At 42.8% G+C, this 16,077-nt stretch carries 17 protein-coding genes and 1 riboswitch; of the genes, 13 read left to right on the forward strand and 4 right to left on the reverse strand.

Translation table 11 applies throughout. From position 1 onward, the window contains the following. Positions 1–303: 303 nt before the first annotated feature. From OAG1_RS08340 to pyrF, 9 genes are all read left to right on the forward strand, one after another. Positions 304–1,785, forward strand: a complete 1,482-nt coding sequence (locus OAG1_RS08340; RefSeq protein ID WP_152781150.1) for a sigma-54 dependent transcriptional regulator — start codon at positions 304–306, stop codon at positions 1,783–1,785. Positions 1,786–1,890: 105 nt separating this feature from the next. After that, entirely contained in the window at positions 1,891–2,934 is a 1,044-nt protein-coding gene (locus OAG1_RS08345) for an ATP-binding protein (RefSeq protein WP_338625658.1), read from the forward strand. Between the two features lie 2 nt (positions 2,935–2,936). Then, positions 2,937–4,268, forward strand: a complete 1,332-nt coding sequence (locus tag OAG1_RS08350; RefSeq protein WP_338625660.1) for a sigma-54 dependent transcriptional regulator — start codon at positions 2,937–2,939, stop codon at positions 4,266–4,268. A 214-nt stretch (positions 4,269–4,482) separates the two neighbouring features. After that, on the forward strand, positions 4,483–5,163 hold the full coding sequence (gene cmk / locus OAG1_RS08355) for a (d)CMP kinase (RefSeq protein ID WP_152781144.1): 681 nt from the start codon (positions 4,483–4,485) through the stop codon (positions 5,161–5,163). A 104-nt stretch (positions 5,164–5,267) separates the two neighbouring features. Continuing rightward, positions 5,268–6,941 carry a 30S ribosomal protein S1 gene (rpsA, locus tag OAG1_RS08360; protein WP_016403457.1) on the forward strand — a complete coding sequence of 558 codons (1,674 nt, stop codon included), beginning with the start codon at positions 5,268–5,270 and terminating at the stop codon, positions 6,939–6,941. Between the two features lie 112 nt (positions 6,942–7,053). Further along, positions 7,054–7,338, forward strand: coding sequence for an integration host factor subunit beta (locus tag OAG1_RS08365; RefSeq protein ID WP_016403456.1), 285 nt, complete (start codon positions 7,054–7,056; stop codon positions 7,336–7,338). A gap of 94 nt (positions 7,339–7,432) precedes the next feature. Continuing rightward, positions 7,433–7,723: a lipopolysaccharide assembly protein LapA domain-containing protein gene (locus tag OAG1_RS08370; protein ID WP_016403455.1), complete on the forward strand. Its 291-nt coding sequence runs from the start codon at positions 7,433–7,435 to the stop codon at positions 7,721–7,723. Then, positions 7,723–8,892: a lipopolysaccharide assembly protein LapB gene (lapB, locus tag OAG1_RS08375; protein WP_338625668.1), complete on the forward strand. Its 1,170-nt coding sequence runs from the start codon at positions 7,723–7,725 to the stop codon at positions 8,890–8,892. Before OAG1_RS08370 ends, lapB begins: the two co-directional genes overlap by 1 nt. Positions 8,893–8,897: 5 nt before the next feature. Continuing rightward, positions 8,898–9,596: an orotidine-5'-phosphate decarboxylase gene (pyrF, locus tag OAG1_RS08380; protein ID WP_338625670.1), complete on the forward strand. Its 699-nt coding sequence runs from the start codon at positions 8,898–8,900 to the stop codon at positions 9,594–9,596. Here the strand turns inward: pyrF and rrtA are convergent. Beyond that, positions 9,585–10,079, reverse strand: coding sequence for a rhombosortase (rrtA, locus tag OAG1_RS08385; protein WP_338625672.1), 495 nt, complete (start codon positions 10,077–10,079; stop codon positions 9,585–9,587). The genes pyrF and rrtA overlap by 12 nt on opposite strands. An 86-nt stretch (positions 10,080–10,165) precedes the next feature. Further along, positions 10,166–10,822: a 7-cyano-7-deazaguanine synthase QueC gene (gene queC / locus OAG1_RS08390; protein WP_220721095.1), complete on the reverse strand. Its 657-nt coding sequence runs from the start codon at positions 10,820–10,822 to the stop codon at positions 10,166–10,168. Between the two features lie 66 nt (positions 10,823–10,888). On the opposite strand from queC, the gene queE reads away from it, so the two are divergent. Then, the gene (gene queE, locus OAG1_RS08395; RefSeq protein WP_338625676.1) at positions 10,889–11,566 is read left to right on the forward strand and encodes a 7-carboxy-7-deazaguanine synthase QueE; all 678 of its coding nucleotides are present in this window, start codon (positions 10,889–10,891) and stop codon (positions 11,564–11,566) included. A 47-nt stretch (positions 11,567–11,613) separates the two neighbouring features. Then, complete coding sequence (gene galE / locus OAG1_RS08400; RefSeq protein WP_338625678.1) at positions 11,614–12,627, forward strand: UDP-glucose 4-epimerase GalE; 1,014 nt, start codon at positions 11,614–11,616, stop codon at positions 12,625–12,627. Positions 12,628–12,681: 54 nt separating this feature from the next. Here galE and OAG1_RS08405 read toward each other — a convergent pair whose 3' ends face one another. After that, positions 12,682–13,089, reverse strand: a complete 408-nt coding sequence (locus tag OAG1_RS08405) for an H-NS family nucleoid-associated regulatory protein (RefSeq protein ID WP_016403448.1) — start codon at positions 13,087–13,089, stop codon at positions 12,682–12,684. 176 nt (positions 13,090–13,265) lie between these two features. Beyond that, a riboswitch (Lysine riboswitch) is annotated at positions 13,266–13,436 on the forward strand. 57 nt (positions 13,437–13,493) lie between these two features. Between OAG1_RS08405 and OAG1_RS08410 the strand changes: the two genes are divergently transcribed. Beyond that, positions 13,494–15,074, forward strand: a complete 1,581-nt coding sequence (locus OAG1_RS08410; protein ID WP_338625682.1) for a Na+/H+ antiporter NhaC family protein — start codon at positions 13,494–13,496, stop codon at positions 15,072–15,074. Between the two features lie 19 nt (positions 15,075–15,093). Further along, positions 15,094–15,678: a thymidine kinase gene (locus OAG1_RS08415; RefSeq protein WP_016403446.1), complete on the forward strand. Its 585-nt coding sequence runs from the start codon at positions 15,094–15,096 to the stop codon at positions 15,676–15,678. On the opposite strand, the gene OAG1_RS08420 is transcribed toward OAG1_RS08415, so the two are convergent. After that, complete coding sequence (locus OAG1_RS08420; RefSeq protein ID WP_016403445.1) at positions 15,675–16,067, reverse strand: MerR family DNA-binding transcriptional regulator; 393 nt, start codon at positions 16,065–16,067, stop codon at positions 15,675–15,677. The genes OAG1_RS08415 and OAG1_RS08420 overlap by 4 nt on opposite strands. Positions 16,068–16,077 lie beyond the last annotated feature (10 nt).

Here is a 16,077-nt window from a genome sequence, read left to right on the forward strand (position 1 = left end):
AATAGAACACTTATACAAATCATAAGCTTCCGTTACTGTTACGATAAGCAATAAATGCTCCATTTATGAACTTGGCTAGAAAAATCACCGAACTTTTATAGTAGTAGCTCACTAATTCTACACATCATCTAAGATCTCAGGGCTTAGTAAGCCTTGGTTTATTCATAAATCAAAGTTGCGTCATATTTTTGTCGCTTTTACTGCTTATGCCTTGCGTATTTTTGACGCCTGTTTACAATCATTTAATAGGGTAACTAGCCATAAGTTTGTCGCAAGGTAGCTTATTTTTTGCAGGGGATAGGGATGCAAGCATCCAATAGCGTTTTAGTTTGTGAAAGTGACCAAGAGAGAGCTAAGCAACTAGAAACGGTACTTGGTTTTATTGGCCAACAATTTAACGTGTGCAATACCGACGAGCTAAGTGCTTTGGCGAGTAATGCAGATAAAGTTGTTCTAATCAGTAAACAGTTAGAGGATGTGCAAAGCATTATTGCTAAACATCCTCATTGTCCATTTTTAACAGTAGGTGAGGGCAGCACCGTTGAGGTGTTACCTAACCTTATTGGCCATTTAGATCTGCCTTTTAATTATGAGCAGCTTACTCAGTTGCTACATCACTGTGACGCATACTTAACTCATCTACCTGGTAAAGCGAGCCCTGCTAAAAGTGAGCGCTTACGCCAGAACTTGATTGGTAAAGGTATCGCTATTCAAGAAGTTCGTCACTTGATAGAACAGGTGGCAACTAAAGAGGCTAATGTACTTATTCTCGGTGAATCGGGTACGGGTAAAGAAGTGGTAGCTAAAGCTATTCACGACCATTCAGTACGCAGCGAAGGGCCATTTGTGCCAATTAACTGTGGTGCTATTCCGCCCGATTTACTTGAAAGTGAATTGTTTGGCCATGAAAAAGGCGCATTTACTGGCGCCTTTGCTATGCGCAAAGGCCGCTTTGAATTGGCCGAAGGTGGCACGCTGTTCTTAGACGAAATTGGTGACATGCCAATGCCTATGCAGGTTAAATTACTACGTGTACTGCAAGAGCGTCAGTTTGAGAGAGTGGGTGGAAGTAAAGCGATTACCGCAAATGTGCGAGTGGTAGCGGCAACGCACCGCCAGCTAGAGCGGATGATTGAGCAAGAGAAGTTTAGAGAAGATTTATATTATCGCTTGAACGTATTCCCCATTGAAATGCCTTCGTTGCGAGAGCGCCAAGATGATATTCCTCTGCTGCTTCAAGAGTTGGTAAATCGTCATGAAGACGAACATTCGGCAGTGGTTAGGTTTACCCAACGCGCAGTTGAGTCCTTAATGCAGCATCAATGGCCAGGTAACGTACGTGAGTTATCCAATTTGGTCGAACGCCTTCTAATTTTGCATCCTGACCAAATTGTCGACGTAAACGATTTGCCACCGAAGTATCGTCATATTGATGCCGAAACCTTTGAGCCTAATTACAGCCCTGAGCTGGCTGAACGCGATGCGCTGTTAGCTATTTTTAGCGATGAAGATGCCTCGGTATTTTCTGATCCAAGCCCCGAAGCGCTATTTCCTGATGGGGAGCAAGATCAGGAGCTCGATGAAGAAGGCTGGGGAGCGGTACAGCAGCTCCCTGATGAAGGAGTTAACCTAAAAGAGCTATTGGCTGACCTAGAGGTAGATTTAATTCGCCAAGCGCTTGAGCAACAAGATGGTGTGGTTGCTAGAGCGGCAGAACAACTGGGGATGCGGCGAACAACCTTGGTTGAAAAAATGCGTAAGTACGGTTTGAACAAAGATAGCTAAACGCATTAATCTTATGTTAAGGCTCTGAATTCAGAGCCTTTTTTATATGGCACGAATATTGATTGATAAGCACTGTTAACGGTTTTATGACGCGGAGCTTATTTCATGCCCTCAGTGCAACTTCAACAACAGCCAACCAGCTTATCTGAGCATAACTTGTCGCAGATTTTCGACGTTATGCCATCGGGCTTAGTATTGCTTGATAATAAAGGTTTTGTCTCTAGGGCAAATCCGGTGGCTAAGCAATTGCTGGGAGATGATATAGAGCAACAACGTTGGTTAGAGGCAGTACCAAGATTGTTCTCGCCAAAGGCCGATGATGGACACGAACTCTCATTGGTTGATGGCAGGCGGGTAAAACTAAGTCTCTCGCCTTTACAAGATACTCAAGGTCAGCTCATTGTGTTGACCGATATGACACATACTCGCCAACTACAAGCCAATGTTGCCAAGTTGCAGCGTATGTCTGCGTTAGGAAATATGGTGGCCTCACTAGCTCATCAAATTAGAACGCCACTTTCCGCTGCCATGCTTTATGGTTCGAATTTATCGAATAAAACCTTGTCGGATAACGCCCGCGATAACTTTCAGAATAAAATGATGGACCGCCTTAATGACTTAGAAACACAAGTGAACGATATGTTGTTGTTTGCAAAAAGTGGCGAAAAGATGGTGGTTAATCAGGTCAGTGCTCAGCAAATCATAGAACAATTGCAAGCTGCTACTGAGGCTTGCGTGCGTCAACATCAGGTTAAATTGTCCTGCGTAGTAAGTGCACCACATGCAGAAGTTCTAGTGAATGCTAACGCCTTGGTGTCTGCCTTGTCTAATTTGGTCGAAAATGCCGCGCAGTTAAGTGCTAAGGAAAGTGAGCTAAAAGTACACATCAGCTGTTCTGGTGAGGAGCTTCTCATTAGTGTCGAAGACCTCGCTGGTGGGATAGATGAAGCGAGCAAACATAAGATATTTGAACCTTTTTATACCACTAAGCAAAACGGAACAGGTTTAGGCTTAGCGGTAGTGAACTCTGTCGTGAAGGCGCATCACGGAAGCATTGAGCTTGAATCAAATTCAAAAGGCTCATGTTTTACAGTGCGTCTACCACTTCCTGAGGCACACCATCATGATCTTGCTGTAGGAGGGCAATAACCATGAGTCAATCTACAATCCTTATTGTTGAAGATGATGCCGGTTTGCGAGAAGCATTGGTAGATACCTTGCTATTAGCGGGATATCACTGTGAACAAGCGGATAGTGCAGAGTCTGCACTCATTGTCTTAGCAGAAGAACCCGTTGATCTAGTGGTGAGTGACGTGCAAATGAGTGGCATGGATGGTTTAAGTCTACTTAAAAATATCAAACAAAAATGGCCTCAAACGCCGGTTTTGTTAATGACCGCTTACGCCAAAATTGACGATGCCGTTTCGGCAATGCGCGATGGTGCCATTGACTACCTATCAAAACCTTTTTCACCAGAAGTATTGTTAAACCAGGTTGGCCGCTATGCACCTTCTATTAAGGTAGAAAAGCGCGAGCCTGTTTATGGTGATGCTTCTACCGAAGCGTTATTAAAGTTAAGCCAGAAAGTGGCAGCTTCTGAGGCATCGGTATTGATTAGCGGGCCAAGTGGCGCGGGTAAAGAGGTATTGTCACGTTATATTCACGACTGTTCACCACGTAAAGAACATGAGTTTGTTGCTATAAACTGTGCAGCCATCCCGGAAAATATGCTCGAAGCAACGTTGTTTGGTTACGAGAAAGGTGCCTTTACTGGTGCCATCAAAGCTTGTCCTGGTAAATTTGAGCAGGCGCAAGGCGGAACTATTTTGCTAGACGAAATTAGTGAAATGGATCTTGGCTTACAAGCTAAGCTACTGCGAGTGTTACAAGAGCGCGAAGTTGAGCGCTTGGGTAGCCGTAAAATGATAAAGCTAGATGTTCGCGTGATTGCTACCAGCAACCGAGATATGCGAGAAATAGTTAGACTAGGGCAGTTTAGAGAAGATTTGTATTATCGATTAAATGTATTTCCTTTAAACTGGCTACCACTAGAGCAGCGTAAAGGTGATGTATTGCCTTTAGCGACGCATTTGCTCAATCGCCATAGTGCACAAAACTATGAGCTGAGCTTAAGTGCGCAGCATAAATTACTCAATCACTCCTGGCCTGGTAATGTGCGCGAGCTAGACAATGTTATGCAAAGGGCGCTAATTCTAGCCAACGGTAATGTGATTGATAGTGACTGCTTAGTCATAGAAAATCAGTTAGAGCCATTACAGGTTGAACCCGTGGTTGAGTCTTCACTGGCAAATGAACCTTTAGGTAATGAGTTACGCCAACAAGAACAACAAATCATTTTAGATACACTTAAAGCGTGTCATGGCAAGCGTAAGGATGTCGCGGAAAAATTGGGTATTAGTCCTAGAACACTCCGCTATAAGTTGGCGCGCATCAAAGATTCTGGTGTAGAGCTCCCCGCCTAAAAAATAGCAGACACTATTAACAAAAAGCAGTATATCCAGATGATATACTGCTTTTTGTTTAAAAGTGGGATAAGCGTTCGGTTTATTTTGTTTTTTGTTAATAAATTAGTGAGGCTTATTGCTGGCTTTTCACGTATAATGCCGCCGAATTTTTTAGTTCTTATCTATCCCCCGATAAGAACTCGCATTTTGCTTTGGACATTATGGAGGACTCATGACTCAAAACGTTCCAGTGGTGACAATTGACGGGCCTAGTGGTTCTGGTAAGGGCACTTTATGCCAAAAGCTAGCTCAGCATTATCAATGGCAACTTCTGGATAGCGGAGCCATTTATCGAGTCTTGGCTTTAGCTGCTTTGCATCATGAAGTAGCTTTAGACAATGAAGAAGCGTTAAGTCTTTTAGCTGCTCACCTTGATGTGCGATTTGAAGCTAAAGAAGGCAATACTTTAGTCATTTTGGAAGGGGAAGATGTTTCCCTGGAAATTCGTAAAGAAACAGCTGGCAATGCCGCCTCAAAAGTTGCTGCATTTCCGCGAGTACGCGAAGCTTTATTACGACGCCAGCGCGCATTTCGAGAAGAGCCTGGTTTGATTGCCGATGGGCGAGATATGGGAACGGTTGTTTTTGTTGACGCTCCAGCGAAGATCTTTTTAGATGCAAGTGCAGCAGAACGGGCGCAGCGACGCTATAATCAGTTGCAAGAAAAAGGCTTTAGTGTTAGTTTTGACCACCTTTTGAGCGAAATTGAAGAACGTGACCACCGCGATAGAAATCGTAGTGTAGCGCCTTTAGTTCCTGCTCAAGATGCGTTAGTTATTGATTCTACATCACTTTCTATTGAGGAAGTGGTGAAAATGTCGATAGATTATATCGACAGTAAATTAACCCAGTAATCTCTGGGATTTGGCGCACCTATACCAAGGATGAATTAGGTGTTTATTATTAACCCCATTTAGCCGGATTGCTAAGTGGACGTTCTTATATGTGTAATTAAATAATGACTGAATCTTTTGCTCAACTCTTTGAAGAGTCACTTCAAGACCTAGAATTCCGTTCTGGTTCGATTGTTAAAGGTACTGTAGTAGGTATCGAAAACGGTATGGTTCTAGTAGACGCTGGCCTTAAGTCAGAATCTGCTATCCCTGCAGAACAGTTCAAAAACTCTGCTGGCGAACTAGAAATTGAAGTAGGCGCGCAAGTAGACGTAGCGTTAGACGCTGTAGAAGATGGTTTCGGTGAAACTGTTCTTTCTCGCGAAAAAGCGAAACGTCACGAAGCGTGGATCCAACTTGAAAGTGCTTACGAAGAGCAAGCAACGGTTGTTGGTATCATTAACGGTAAAGTTAAAGGTGGCTTTACAGTTGAAGTTAACACCATCCGTGCATTCTTGCCTGGTTCACTAGTTGACGTTCGCCCTGTGCGCGATACTGCTCACCTAGAAGGTAAAGAGCTTGAATTTAAAGTTATCAAACTAGATCAAAAACGTAACAACGTAGTTGTTTCTCGTCGTGCTGTTATCGAAACTGAAAACAGTGTTGAACGTGATCAACTTCTTGAGAACCTACAAGAAGGTCAAGAAGTTAAAGGTATCGTTAAGAACCTTACTGACTACGGTGCATTCGTTGATCTTGGCGGTGTTGACGGTCTTCTACACATCACTGACATGGCTTGGAAACGCGTTAAGCACCCAAGCGAAATTGTTAATGTTGGCGACGAAATCAACGTTAAAGTACTTAAGTTTGACCGTGAGCGCACTCGTGTATCTCTAGGTCTTAAGCAGCTGGGTGAAGATCCATGGGTAGCAATTGCTAACCGTTACCCAGAAGGTGCTCGTCTTGAAGGTCGCGTAACTAACCTAACTGACTACGGTTGTTTTGTTGAAATCGAAGACGGTGTTGAAGGTCTAGTTCACGTTTCTGAAATGGATTGGACTAACAAAAACATCCACCCATCTAAAGTTGTTAACGTGGGTGACCTTGTTGAAGTTATGGTATTGGATATCGACGAAGAACGTCGTCGTATCTCACTTGGTTTGAAACAGTGTAAAGTTAACCCATGGGAGCTATTCGCTAGCACTCATGATAAGAACGACAAAGTTTCAGGTAAGATCAAGTCTATCACTGACTTCGGTATCTTCATCGGCCTAGACGGCGGTATTGACGGTCTTGTTCACTTATCTGACATCTCTTGGGATGCTCAAGGTGAAGAAGCGGTTCGCGACTTTAAGAAAGGCGACGAAATCGAAGCTGTTGTACTACAAGTTGACGCAGAACGTGAGCGCATTAGCCTAGGTGTTAAACAGCTTGCTGAAGATCCGTTCAACAACTACCTAGCTGACCTTAAGAAAGGTGCTTTAGTTAACGGTACTGTTACTGAAGTTGATGCTAAAGGTGCAACTGTTGAACTAGCAAGTGGCGTTGAAGGTTACTTACGTGCTGGCGATGTTAGCCGTGACCGTGTTGAAGATGCATCACTTGTTCTTTCTGTTGGCGACCAACTTGAAGCTAAGTTCGTTGGTGTTGACCGTAAGAACCGTGTAATCAGCCTTTCTATCCGTGCTAAAGATGAAGCGGACGAGAAAGAAGCAATGGCTACTCTGAACAAGAAAGAAGACGCTCAGATTGGTAACGCTATGGCCGATGCATTCAAATCTGCACTTAAAGGCGAATAATCTTTAAATCTTTTTTTAGATTTATGTGATTGAATATTGGGGGGGACTTGTTCCCCCCCATTTCTTTATCTACACTGGTATTAGTTCCCTTTATCAATGGCTTGGAGAATCCATGACTAAATCTGATTTGATTGAAATACTCGCTAGTAAACATATTCAATTTACCAGTAAAGAAATTGAGTCGGCAATTAAAGAAATTCTTGAGCAAATGACCTGTTCATTACAGGAAGGCGATAGAATTGAAATTCGTGGTTTTGGTAGTTTTTCACTGCACTTCCGTGCACCCCGAGTGGGCCGAAATCCTAAAACAGGTGAAAAGGTAGAGTTGTCTGGGAAGCATGTTCCCCACTTTAAACCTGGTAAAGAGTTGCGAGAGCGCGTAAACGCTGGCCTATAGTATTGTTTCTTTTACAATTAGGTGATCTTGGCTGGTTAAATTAACGTGATTGCTGCATAATTTCCCTAGCTTTTGTTTGGCTCTGGGAGGTTATGTGAAAGCAATATTCTCAACGCTGTTATTAGTTGTACTGTTCGTTACTGCACTTGCTGTGGGCGCGCAAAATGATGAAGTAGTAAGTGTAAATTACCTTATTGCCGAATCGGATATGCGCTTGTCATGGCTTATGGCTGGTTTGTTCATAGCTGGCTTTATTACTTGTCTTTTATTTTTGTTGGCTTTTTATACTCGTATTCGTTTAGAAAGCGCTGGCTTGAAGCGTCGATTAGCTAAGCAGCAAAAACAACTAAATAAGTTGCAAGACGAGACGGTCAAGGATAGTTAATGCTAGGCTTGTTGTTTTTGTTGTTACCAGTAGCTGCCGCTTATGGATGGTACATGGGGCAGCGCAGCGTTAGGCAAAATCAGCAACAGCAAGCAAATCACGTATCTAAGCAATACGTAGAAGGCTTAAACCTCCTTTTATCTAATCAATCTGATAAAGCAGTAGACCTGTTTGTAGAGCTGCTACAAGTAGACTCAGAAACCATTGATACCCATCTCGCACTCGGAAATTTATTCAGGCAGCGTGGTGAAGTTGACCGAGCTATTCGAATTCACCAAAACTTGATTGCCCGAGAAGGCATCGACATAGACCAAAAGAACCTCGCTCTACAACAGTTAGCAAAAGATTATTTAGCTGCAGGCTTATTTGATAGAGCAGAAGCTTTGCTCATTGAATTGCAAGAAGAACCAGATTACCGCCAGTTAGCCTTAAAACAATTACTCAGCATCTATCAACAAACTCGAGAGTGGCCGCAAGCGATTGCTGTGGCCAAAAAAATAGACCCTAAAGAACTGAGTGATGTTAATCGTCAAATTGCGCATTTTTATTGCGAGCAAGCGCAAGAGTTAGAAACTGCCGGGAAGCTTTCAAAAAGCCAAGCCTTACTCAAAAAAGCGCTTAGCGCAGACAAAAAGTGTGTGCGAGCTAGTTTGCATTTAGCCCAAATTCAAAATGCAGAAGGCGATTATAAAGCAGCACTTAAAAATTTAAATAAGATCCCAGAGCAAGATATCGACTTTGCCTCCGATGCTTTATCTCTATACAAAACCTGTAGTGATAATTTGGCAAAGCCCGAGTACTATCAGCAGTTTTTAGAATACTGCTTATCAATAAAAAGTATTGCTAGCGTAGTGGTAGAGCTTTCGATTATTTATCGGGAGGCGCACGGCGCAGAGCAAGCTCAGGATTTGTTGGTAGATGAGCTGAAACGCAACCCTACCATGAAAGGATTTCATCACTTAATGGGCCTTCATCTCGCTTCTGCTGAAGAAGGTCAAGCTAAACAAAGCCTGCAAGTTTTGCGTGGCTTAGTTACCCAACAATTAAAGATTAAACCTCACTATCAGTGTCGACGCTGTGGCTTTTCATCTCATTCTATATATTGGCATTGTCCATCATGTAAGAGTTGGGGCACGGTGAAACCAATAGTGGGATTAGACGGAGAGTAGAAACAATGCAAGACCCAAAGGTATTAGTTGCCCTCGATTATGCAGATATCGATCAATGTATGGCATTTGTAGAGCAATTGGAGCCGGGCTCATGTCGTCTTAAAGTGGGTAAAGAAATGTTCACTTTGTTCGGCCCACAGTTGGTAAAGGAGCTTCACAACAAAGGCTTTGAAGTGTTCTTAGACCTAAAATTTCATGATATTCCTAACACAGTGGCTAAAGCAGTAGCCGCAGCTGCTGAGTTAGGTGTATGGATGGTTAACGTGCACGCCAGTGGCGGCCGTAGAATGATGGAAGCGGCAAAAGCTGCGTTAGAACCTTATGGTGATAAACGACCTAAGTTGATCGCAGTAACTGTGTTAACCAGCATGGACCAATCTGACTTATTAGAACTGGGTATTGAGCTTAGCCCAATGCAGCAAGTAGAGCGTTTGGCGACACTTACTAAACAATCTGGCTTAGATGGAGTGGTGTGCTCAGCTCATGAAGCCAAAATGCTAAAATCGCTTCTTGGTGAAGAATTTGCGCTGGTAACCCCAGGAATTAGACCTACAGGCTGTGCGCAAGGCGACCAACGAAGGATTATGACACCGGTTGAAGCAGTTACTGCAGGCTCTGACTATTTGGTTATAGGCCGGCCGATTACTCAAGCCGACTCACCTGCAGAGGTACTAACCACTATTAACGCAGAGCTAAGTGCTTAGCTTATAGCTTCGCCATAACGGCCACCAAAGCAGCAAAGCAAAGCTAATCCCAAGTACCGCAAATAATAGATGGGCATCGATGGCAACATCGATGCCTATCAAATCCGTTACCCACGGGTCACCGCCGTATAATTGCTCCATGAGTAGTTTCGCACTTAAGCCTGTCAATATGATGGCACCGACGCGTTTCTTATCGGTGAATAAATCAGCCATTGCCGCGTAGGCTATTAAGCCATGGATTAAGCCCGAGAGTCCTACATATTCATCATATTTAGCAAACCATAATAGCCCACCGCCTACTAGACATAAGCTAATGCTAATCAACATGAAGTGCTGATTAGATAATCGGTCATCAAAAACAAAATACACCAGCACCAAGGTTGCAACATTCATTAGCCAATGAATAAGGTTATTGTGGCTTAAGTTACCCGACACAATGCGCCAATACTCTCCCTGACTAATTAGCTGTTTGTTCCAACTCATTAGTTCGGTATGTGCAAGAAAAAACCACGAGCAGCTTATTACAATAAGCAGGAACCAAAATCGGCTCACAAAATATTTGAGCATGTTTATTCGTAGCTTAGAGGGTCTGTAACAGCGTTTAGCTTAAAGGCTTCTAGACGTTCTTGGCAGGCTCCACATTTTCCGCAGGCTTGCTCGCGTCCGTTATAACAGGTCCATGTTTTACCGTAATCTAAACCCATGGCTAAACCATCGCTTAAGATGTCTATTTTCGATTGCTCTAGATAGGGACTAATGACTTCTACGGCCTCGTAGTTAGCTATTAGGCTTACGTCATTCATCTTCTTCACAAACTCTGGGCGACAATCGGGGTAGATTGCATGGTCGCCAGAATGCGCGCCATAGAATACTTTTTTGGCACCTATAGACACGGCGTAGCCAATAGCCAGAGACAGCAAAATCATATTGCGGTTTGGTACAACCGTTGATTTCATCGATTCTTCTTGATAATCACCTTCCGGAATATCAATGTCAGAAGTGAGTGAGGAACCCGCAAGCAGTTGATTGATTGCAGTGATATCTACGATTTTATGTTCGATACCAAGCTCTTCAGTTACCTTTTGAGCATATTCCAGTTCTTTAACGTGGCGCTGACCGTAGTTGAAGCTAAGAGCATAAGGTTGTAGGCCCAATTGCAAGGTTTTATGGAGAACAGTGAACGAGTCCATTCCACCTGAATAAATCACTACCGCTTTTTCTTTCATTATTTGCTCTTTAAAATATGTTTTAATACTGCCTTAGATTTTCGCTTATTATGATCTGGGATACAAATGGCATCTCTTGCTTTACCTGTTAATGAAGTGTTTCAAACCATCCAAGGGGAGGGGTTTCATACTGGTGTTCCCTCAATATTTGTTCGTTTACAGGGCTGTGATGTTGGTTGTTCTTGGTGCGATACCAAACATACCTGGCAAGTTTTAGAGTCTGACCGTGTGCAACCCGAGCTAATTATTGGCGCCAGCGGAGACACTGCTCGTTGGGCAATGCTCACGCCTAATCAACTCTTAGAGCAGTTTAAAACTCGCTATCAAGCGAAACATATTGTTATTACCGGTGGTGAGCCGTGTATCTATGATTTGCATGAGCTGACCAATACCTTGATAGCGGCGGGTTATTCGGTGCAAATTGAAACTAGCGGCACCTATCCAGTAAAGGCCGCAGCCAAAGCATGGGTAACGGTTTCTCCAAAGGTTGATATGAAAGGCGGTAAAGTTGTTATTGAACAAGCCTTACACAGAGCGAACGAAATTAAACACCCGGTAGCCCGTGAGCGAGACTTAACTAATTTAAAAAGTTTATTAACTGGTATGACTAGTAACTTAGATGTATTGGTGTGTTTGCAACCCATTAGCCAACAGCAAAGAGCTACCGAGTTATGTATTCAAGCTTGTATTGAAAATAATTGGCGCTTGTCTTTACAAACGCATAAGTTTATTGGAATTGAATAGCAGCTCCGATAGAGCTAGCCAAATATATTATCTTATAAAGGATTATTATGACTATTTTAGTTACGGGTGGAGCAGGTTATATAGGTAGCCACACAGTGGTTGAATTATTAAACCAAGGCGAAGAAGTGGTTATTGTAGATAACCTTTGTAATTCTCATGCTGCATCAATCGAAAGAATTGAGACAATTTGCCAAAAACGCCCCACATTTTATCAGGTAGATATTCGGGATAAATCAGAGTTAAACACGGTATTTTCTAAGCATAAGTTTAAATCTGTTATTCATTTTGCTGGTTTAAAAGCAGTTGGCGAATCAACTACTATTCCTCTACATTATTATCAAAATAATGTCTCTGGAACTTTAACCTTATGTGAAGTAATGGCTGAGCATAAGGTTAAAAACTTAGTCTTTAGCTCTTCTGCTACTGTATATGGTGACCCGCACACAGTCCCTATTTTGGAGAATTTTCCTACTGGAGCTACCAATCCTTATGGGCGCTCTAAGTTAATTGTAGAAGAGATGCTGACTGATCTATATAAATCTGATGATAGCTGGAACATAGCTTTACTGCGTTATTTCAACCCTGTTGGAGCTCATAAGTCAGGCTTAATTGGTGAAGATCCAAACGGTATTCCAAATAATCTAGTACCTTACATTACCCAGGTGGCTGTAGGGCGTTTAGCTGAGTTAAGTGTATTTGGCGATGACTACGATACCACAGATGGTACGGGAGTTCGTGACTACATTCACGTAGTGGATTTGGCAAAAGGCCACTTAAAAGCGCTAAACAAACTTGATGCTAAGGCTGGGTTGGTTACTTACAACCTAGGAACTGGTCAAGGTTATAGCGTACTAGAAATGGTTGCTGCGTTTGAAAAGGTATCGGGACAATCAATTGCTTATAAAATAGCACCTCGTCGCCCAGGTGATATTGCTGCATGTTATTCAGATCCTAGCTTAGCTAAACAGGAATTATCTTGGCAGGCTGAATTAAGTTTGGATGATATGGCTGAAGACTCTTGGCGCTGGCAACAAGGCAATCCAAATGGTTTTGCCTCTTAATATTGCTGGAATAAAAAAGGAGCCTTAAGGCTCCTTTTTTAATTTAGATGATAACTAGATAAGAAAATCTTCTTTAGTTTTGCCTTCATTTTTAATTGCACGTTGGATCGGAGAAGGTGTTCTTCCTTGGCCTGTCCAGGTTTTTTCTTCGCCATTTTCATCAACAAACTTGTATTTAGCTGGCAGTGGTTGACGTTTCTTTCGCTCTTTTACTGGCGCGTCACCAATCATCGATAGTAATTCACTTGGGTCGATACCATCTTGTTCGAGTAATGCTTTATATTTCTCTAGCTTCTCGCGTTTTTCTTGCTGTTGTTTCTCTTCTTCAGCTTGTTGTGCGAAGCGTTCATCTAAAATGACTTTAAGTTTATTGTAGCTATCTTCTAATTGTTCAATTGATAATTCTTTTGTAGCAGCTTTAAGACTTCTTGCGTTTAAAAATACCTTAACGAAATCGCTCATGTTAATCCTATCTATTTATTAGTATTGGTTAATCTATTACAAAATATTAATTACTAAATAAAACTTGTCAATAAACTAAACTTAAATAAACAGTATTAGTTGCTACTTATAGTTTTAGCTGCCCAATGGTTTTGGTTGAATGTGCCGTATTGTTGGGTATAATGCAGCGCTTAACGCTATATTGTAGAGGAGCGCTGGTCAAAAGTAGTGCAGAGTGGGGTGATTCCAATGATTCTGTATGAAAGGGGCCCGCGCCGAAGTAACTAGCATTATCAAGGCTAATTACTGGTGTCGGATTTAATAGATACGACACTGTCATAGTCCAACTATGGAGAGCTACAGAGTGAAAGCCTATCGGCTTCTAGTCACTCAATTTGCTCTCTGAATTTAAAAACAGAGAAAACATGCAAACCATTTCTTATACCGATTCATTTTTATCTATTCTTCCACCGGTGATTGCGCTGTTGGTTGCCTTAGCAACTAGACGCGTAATTATTGCACTTAGCTGCGGCATCATCACGGGTGCTTTGTTACTCAGTAACTTTTCTTTTTTAGATTCTGGCATTTATTTGTCACAGCTTGCAGCAGGCTTAGCGTGGGATGACGGTGCGCCAAACTGGTGGAATCTGCAAATCATTATCTTCCTGCTGCTGCTAGGCGCTATGACTAGCTTAATGACTGCTACTGGCGCAACCACAGCCTTTGCAGAATGGGCTAAAAAACGGATTAAGACCAAGCGTCATGCTACTGTTACCACTGCCTTGTTAAGCTTTGTGGTGTTTGTCGATGACTATTTCCACAGTTTAGCGGTGGGCAGTGTTGCGCGTCCGCTTACTGACCAAGTAGGGGTATCACGCGCCAAGCTCGCTTACTTGCTTGACTCAACGGCTGCACCAATGTGTGTACTTATGCCTTTATCGAGTTGGGGGGCTTATATTATTGCCTTAGTCGGTGGTTTGTTGGTTACTCACAATATTACTGACATCACTCCGCTGGCTGCGTTTGCCACGATGATCCCACTAAACTTTTACGCTGTGTTTGCTTTGCTAATGGCCTTAGTGGTTGCTTATTTCAATATTAATATTGGTCCAATGAAGCAGCATGAGAGAAATGCTGAGAAGGGGCAATTGTTTGATGAGAGCAAGGGTATACCCGCAGGTAGTGTGAACCATGACTTTGAAGCCGATAACGGCTCACCGCTTGGTTTAGTATTACCTATCGCTATTTTAACCTTGGTGACATTTGCTAGCTTTGTGGTTACAGGCGCTACGGCATTGGAAGAAGGACAAGCCTTTAGCTTGTTAGCCGCATTAGAGAATACCGATGTAACCCTGTCTTTGGTCACCGGTGGCGTAGTGGGCTTATTGGTGAGCGTGGGGTTTGCGTTTAAGCAACAGCTTAGCTTGTCTCAGCTTGCTCATGCCATTTGGGTGGGTATTAAGGCTATGAGCCCAGCCATTCTTATTCTGGTGTTTGCTTGGTCTATTAGTGGCGTAATCGGCGATATGGAAACCGGCAAGTACCTAGCCTCTAAATTAGATGGCGCGATTAGCCCAGCTATTTTGCCAGTGTTAGTATTTGTATTAGCGGGTTTAATGGCCTTCTCTACTGGTACTAGCTGGGGCACGTTTGGCATTATGTTGCCAATTGCTGCCGATATGTCAGTAGCCAGTGATGTGAGCTTAATACTGCCTATGTTGTCTGCAGTATTAGCGGGTGCGGTATTTGGTGATCATTGTTCGCCTATCTCCGATACCACCATTTTGTCATCCACCGGTGCAGCTTGTCACCACATTGACCACGTAGCCACGCAGCTGCCTTACGCATTGTTAGTCGCCAAAATAAGCATTAGCTGTTACTTGGTAATGGGAATGACCGGAAGTGTGATCGCTTCACTAGCAGTTGGTTTGTTATTGTTTGCCATTACTATCGCAACTTTGTACCATCGCCAGCAAAATTCAGCTTTGGCACTAAACAGTAAATAAACAAGGAACTGCGCTGTAAATGGCTTCACTACATTTTAAATATGCCGCTATGAATTCGGGAAAATCAACCCAACTTATTCAAGCTCATTTTAATTATCAAGAGCGCGGTATGAATCCTTTGGCGCTGATCCCTGCAATGGATACCCGCGATGGTGTGGGTACCATTAAAGCTCGAGTAGGTTTGTCCTTAGAGGCTGAAACCTTTTGTGCAGAGCAGGACTTGTTTGAATTGGTAAGCACTAAAAATCAGCAAAACAAGCAAGATGTCGTTATTGTGGACGAAGGGCAGTTTTTGCGTAAAGACCAAGTGTATCAACTAGCTAGAGTGGTTGATGACTTGCACATACCGGTAATGGTTTATGGTTTAAAAACAGACTTTATGGGGGAGCTATTTGAAGGTGCTTACCATTTACTGTGTTTAGCCGATAAGCTCGAAGAGCTTAAAACCATTTGCTGGTGTGGCAATAAAGGCCACTTTAATGCTCGTATTGACCAACATGGCCAGGTAGTGAGTGAAGGGCAGCAAATTGAAATTGGTGGCAACGAGCGTTATGTTTCGTTATGCCGTAAGCACTTTATTCAAGGTAATGCAGGGGAGCATTAATCTTTAGTTAGCTTATTAAGAGCGTCGTTACAGCGGCGCTCTGCTGATTTTAACTCCATTAAAACCACTTGAATATCTTCTAACTGCTGCAATAAACTCAACTTTCTTAGTTTAATACTGTCAATTAATCCTGTTACCTCTTTGCTACTGCTTAGCTTGGCGTCATATAAATCGAACAGCTCTTTTATCTCTTTTAAAGAAAAGCCTAATCGTTTGCCGCGTAAAATGAGTTTGAGTCGAAGTTTGTCGTGTTTGGAATAAAGCCGCTTAGTGCCATCGCGAACCGGCTGCAATAGGCCTTGATCTTCGTAGAAGCGAATGCTGCGAGTGCTTATGGTAAATTCTTGGGCTAGTTCGCTAATTGAATAGGGGGTAGGGGTATTTACCATGGCTGCCCTC

Origin of the sequence: Agarivorans sp. OAG1, from assembly GCF_037076485.1 — a bacterium.
In the GTDB taxonomy this organism is placed as follows: Bacteria; Pseudomonadota; Gammaproteobacteria; order Enterobacterales; family Celerinatantimonadaceae; genus Agarivorans; species Agarivorans albus.

Excerpts from the sequence above, each read along its gene's own strand:
- OAG1_RS08340 (WP_152781150.1), top strand. The coding sequence starts at position 304 with ATGCAAGCATCCAATAGCGTTTTAGTTTGTGAAAGTGACCAAGAGAGA.
- OAG1_RS08345 (WP_338625658.1), top strand. The coding sequence starts at position 1,891 with ATGCCCTCAGTGCAACTTCAACAACAGCCAACCAGCTTATCTGAGCAT.
- OAG1_RS08350 (WP_338625660.1), top strand. The coding sequence starts at position 2,937 with ATGAGTCAATCTACAATCCTTATTGTTGAAGATGATGCCGGTTTGCGA.
- cmk (WP_152781144.1), top strand. The coding sequence starts at position 4,483 with ATGACTCAAAACGTTCCAGTGGTGACAATTGACGGGCCTAGTGGTTCT.
- rpsA (WP_016403457.1), top strand. The coding sequence starts at position 5,268 with ATGACTGAATCTTTTGCTCAACTCTTTGAAGAGTCACTTCAAGACCTA.
- OAG1_RS08365 (WP_016403456.1), top strand. The coding sequence starts at position 7,054 with ATGACTAAATCTGATTTGATTGAAATACTCGCTAGTAAACATATTCAA.
- lapB (WP_338625668.1), top strand. The coding sequence starts at position 7,723 with ATGCTAGGCTTGTTGTTTTTGTTGTTACCAGTAGCTGCCGCTTATGGA.
- pyrF (WP_338625670.1), top strand. The coding sequence starts at position 8,898 with ATGCAAGACCCAAAGGTATTAGTTGCCCTCGATTATGCAGATATCGAT.
- rrtA (WP_338625672.1), bottom strand. The coding sequence starts at position 10,079 with ATGAGTTGGAACAAACAGCTAATTAGTCAGGGAGAGTATTGGCGCATT.
- queC (WP_220721095.1), bottom strand. The coding sequence starts at position 10,822 with ATGAAAGAAAAAGCGGTAGTGATTTATTCAGGTGGAATGGACTCGTTC.
- queE (WP_338625676.1), top strand. The coding sequence starts at position 10,889 with ATGGCATCTCTTGCTTTACCTGTTAATGAAGTGTTTCAAACCATCCAA.
- galE (WP_338625678.1), top strand. The coding sequence starts at position 11,614 with ATGACTATTTTAGTTACGGGTGGAGCAGGTTATATAGGTAGCCACACA.
- OAG1_RS08405 (WP_016403448.1), bottom strand. The coding sequence starts at position 13,089 with ATGAGCGATTTCGTTAAGGTATTTTTAAACGCAAGAAGTCTTAAAGCT.
- OAG1_RS08410 (WP_338625682.1), top strand. The coding sequence starts at position 13,494 with ATGCAAACCATTTCTTATACCGATTCATTTTTATCTATTCTTCCACCG.
- OAG1_RS08415 (WP_016403446.1), top strand. The coding sequence starts at position 15,094 with ATGGCTTCACTACATTTTAAATATGCCGCTATGAATTCGGGAAAATCA.
- OAG1_RS08420 (WP_016403445.1), bottom strand. The coding sequence starts at position 16,067 with ATGGTAAATACCCCTACCCCCTATTCAATTAGCGAACTAGCCCAAGAA.